The following is a 3,506-nucleotide window of genomic DNA, read 5'->3' on the forward strand; positions in this document are numbered from 1 at the left end:
AGTAGGCGATCCGGGTGACCTTCACCGGTCACCCTCCATGGTCAGGTCCGCCCTTTTCAACTCCTTCTCGTAGCGGCGCAGACCGTACAGCCGCCACGAGAAGGTCTGCACGATGCCCAGGAGGTCCTCGACCACCTCGGGTCGGGGCCCGCACGGGCCGGGGGTCACGATAGCGGACGGGCCGGCCCGGCGGCGTCCAGTGCGGCGGCGATGTCGGCGACCAGGTCGGCGGTGTCCTCCACGCCGCAGGAGAGCCGGACGAAGCCCGGCGCGGTGTCGTCGCCCCACTGCGCCCGCCGGTCGGCGGTGGTGTGCAGGCCACCGAAGGAGGTCGCGGCGGCGACCAGTCGGGCCGCCTCGACGAACCGGCTCACCCGGTCGGCGGCGCCGAGGTCGAAGGAGACCACGCCGGGCATCCGCCGCATCTGCGCCGAGGCCACCGGGTACGCCGGGTCCTCCGGTCGCCCGGGCCAGCGCAGGCCGGTCACGTCGGCGCGCCCGGCGAGCAGCTCGGCCACCGCCGCCGCGTTGGCGGACTGGCGGGCCAGTCGCAGGTCGAGGGTGCCCAGCGACCGGTGCGCCAGCCAGGCGTCGAAGGCCCCGGGCACCGCGCCGGTGGTGGTGCGCCAGGCGGTCAGCGTCGCCAGCAGCTCCGCCGAGCGGGTCGCCACGTAGCCCAGCAGCAGGTCGGAGTGCCCGGTCAGCGCCTTGGTGCCGGAGGCGACCACCAGGTCGGCGCCGAGGTCCAGCGGGCGCTGCCCGAGCGGGGTGGCGGTGGTGTTGTCGACCACCAGCAGGGTGCCGGCGGCGTGCGCGTCCCGCGCCAGCGCGGCGACGTCAACCACGTCCAGGCCGGGGTTCGCCGGGGTCTCCAGCATCAACAGCCGGACGCCCTCGAACGACGGGTACGGCCCGACGGTCGGCACGAACCCGACCCGCACCCCCATTCCCTCGAGGGTGGCGGTGGCGAAGGCGCGCACCGGGAAGTACCCGTCGGCGGGGAGGAGCACGGTGTCCCCGGGTCGCAGCACGGCCAGCAGCAGCCCGGTGATGGCGGCCTGACCGCTGGCGAAGACCCGGCAGTCGCCTCCCTCCAGCTCGCCGATGGCCGACTCCAGCAGCCGCCGGGTGGGGTTGTCCGGCCGGCCGTAGCCGTTCGCCGCGGCGGCCGGCCCCTCCCACGGGTCGAGGTGGTACGGCGCGGCGAAGACCGGCCCGGGCAGGAACGGGTCGCCGGGCACCGGCTCCGGCAGCCCGGCCCGGACGCAGCGGGTGCCGTCCCGCCACTGCGGCTCGGCGGCGCTCACTCGTACGACTCCGGCTTGGCGGTGCGGCTCATCAGGGCGTCCACGGCGAGCCGGGGGTCCATGCCCTCGTGGCAGATCCGCTCGATCTGCTCGGTGATCGGCATCTCCACCCCGTGCGCCCGGGCCAGGTCCCGGATGGCCAGGCAGCTCTTCACGCCCTCGGCGGTCTGCCGGGTCGCCGCCTGCGCCTGCTCCAGCGTCTCCCCCCGGCCGAGGTGCTCACCGAAGGTGCGGTTGCGGGCCAGCGGCGAGGAGCAGGAGGCGACCAGGTCACCCATGCCGGCGAGGCCGGCGAAGGTGATCGGGTCGGCGCCGAGCGCGACGCCCAGCCGGGCGGTCTCGGCGAGCCCGCGGGTCATCAGCATCGCCCGGGTGTTGTCGCCGAAGCCCATCGCGGTGGCGATCCCGTACGCCAGGGCGATCACGTTCTTGACCGCCCCGCCCAGCTCGCAGCCGATCACGTCGTCGTTGGTGTACGGGCGGAAGTACGGCGTCCGGATGGAGGACTGCACCAGCGCGGCGCGGCGGGCGTCGGTGCTGGCGACCACGGTCGCGGCGGGCTGCTCGGCAGCGATCTCGGGGGCCAGGTTGGGGCCGGAGACCACCACCACCCGGTCCGGGCTGACCCCGGCGGTCTCGACGATCACCTCGCTCATCCGCCGGGTGGTGCCCAGCTCGATGCCCTTCATCAGCGAGACCAGGGTCGAGTCCGGGGCGAGGTGGCCGGCCCAGTCGGCGAGGTTGCCGCGCAGCGTCTGCGACGGCACCGAGAGCACCACCAGCTCGGCGCCGGAGATCGCCTTGGCCGCCTCGCCGGTCGCGGTGACCCGCTCGGGCAGCCGCAGGTCGGGCAGGTAGTCCGGGTTGCGCCGGTGGACCCGGATGGCGTCGGCGACCGACTCCCGCCGGGCCCAGATCGTCACGTCCCGGCCGGCGTCGGCGAGGATCTTGGCGAAGGCGGTCCCCCAGGACCCGGCCCCCAGCACCGCCACATGGCCGCTCATGCCCTCGCCTCCACACGATCGGCGGCGCGCGGCGCCACCACACTGAGCCGGTCGATCCGCTCGCTCATCAGGTCACCTCGGAAGTACGCGGACGGGCGGGACGTTCCCACAGCGGGGGCGGCGTGCCACCCCGGATGTCGGCGAGCAGGGCGCGCAGGCTCAACATGATCTCGTCGGTCATCTCTTCCAGCACCGCCCGGCTCGGGGTGGCGCCCGCCCACCGGCTCAGGTCGACCGGCTCGCCGGCGACCACGGTCACCGGGGTGCGGGGCCGCAGGCCGAAGCGGGTGGTCCGCGGGTCGAACAGCTGCTCCGGGCCCCACATCGCCAGCGGGATCACCGGCGCGCCGGTGGCCAGCGCCAACCGGGCCGCCCCGGTCTTGCCCTTCATCGGCCACAGCTCCGGCTCGCGGGTGATGGTGCCCTCCGGGTAGATCACCACCGCGCCGCCGGCATCGAGCGCGGCGATCAGCTTGTCCAGCGACTTGACCGCGTCGGCGGTGCCGCGTTCCACCGGGATCTGCCGGCAGCGGTGCAGGATCCACCCGATCACCGGCACCCGGAAGACGCTGGCCTTGCCGAGGTACTGCGGCCAGCGGCCGGCCTCGTAGATGAAGTGCGCCGAGACCAGCGGGTCGGCGTGCGAGAGGTGGTTGGGCACGATGATGATGCCGCCGTCACGGCGCAACTGCTCGGCGCCGCGCCAGGTGCGCCGGGTCCAGACCAGCATCACGGGCTTGACCAGCGCCACGGCGAAACGTTGCCAGAAACCCAGCCTGCGCCGTGTCACCCTGCCTCCTCGTCGCCCCAACCCCGCGCGCCGCACCCACCGGTGCGGCCCGCAGCGGAAATCATGCCTGCTCGCCCCGGGTACGGCCAGTGCGGGTACCACCGTCGACGCTGGCAGGATTGTCGCGTGGGTCAGCCGAGGTGGACCGTGGTGGTGCCGGTGAAGCGCCTGGGCGCGGCGAAGAGCCGGCTGCGGGGCGCGCTGCCGGCCGTACCCCACGAGGAGCTGGCCCTGGCCCTGGCCGCCGACACGGTCCGCGCGGTGCGGGCCTGCCCTGCGGTCACCGAGGTCCTGGTGGTCACCGGCGACGAGCGGGCCGCGGCGCTGCTGGGCGCGGCCGGCGCCCGGATCGTGCCGGACGAGCCGGAGGCCGGGTTGAACGCCGCGTTCCGGCACGATCCGGGC

At 74.8% G+C, this 3,506-nt stretch carries 3 protein-coding genes and 1 pseudogene; 1 reads left to right on the forward strand and 3 read right to left on the reverse strand.

Annotation, left to right across the window (positions count from 1 at the left end):
- Positions 1-164: 164 nt before the first annotated feature.
- From KBX37_RS33540 to KBX37_RS33550, 3 genes are all read right to left on the reverse strand, one after another.
- Positions 165-1,307, reverse strand: coding sequence for a cystathionine gamma-lyase (locus KBX37_RS33540; RefSeq protein ID WP_210779837.1), 1,143 nt, complete (start codon positions 1,305-1,307; stop codon positions 165-167).
- A complete protein-coding gene (locus KBX37_RS33545; protein ID WP_210779838.1) occupies positions 1,304-2,311 on the reverse strand; it encodes an NAD(P)H-dependent glycerol-3-phosphate dehydrogenase in 1,008 nt (335 codons plus the stop codon). Before KBX37_RS33545 ends, KBX37_RS33540 begins: the two co-directional genes overlap by 4 nt.
- Before the next feature lie 67 nt (positions 2,312-2,378).
- On the reverse strand, positions 2,379-3,101 hold the full coding sequence (locus KBX37_RS33550; RefSeq protein WP_210779839.1) for a 1-acyl-sn-glycerol-3-phosphate acyltransferase: 723 nt from the start codon (positions 3,099-3,101) through the stop codon (positions 2,379-2,381).
- A gap of 126 nt (positions 3,102-3,227) precedes the next feature.
- Between KBX37_RS33550 and KBX37_RS33555 the strand changes: the two are divergent.
- A pseudogene (locus tag KBX37_RS33555) lies at positions 3,228-3,506 on the forward strand (2-phospho-L-lactate guanylyltransferase); the annotation flags it as partial.

Source organism: Micromonospora sp. U56, assembly GCF_018070095.1.
Classification (GTDB): Bacteria; Actinomycetota; Actinomycetes; order Mycobacteriales; family Micromonosporaceae; genus Micromonospora; species Micromonospora purpureochromogenes.

Bases quoted from the DNA above. Each gene is read 5' to 3' on its own strand.
- KBX37_RS33545 (WP_210779838.1), bottom strand. From the start codon at position 2,311: ATGAGCGGCCATGTGGCGGTGCTGGGGGCCGGGTCCTGGGGGACCGCC.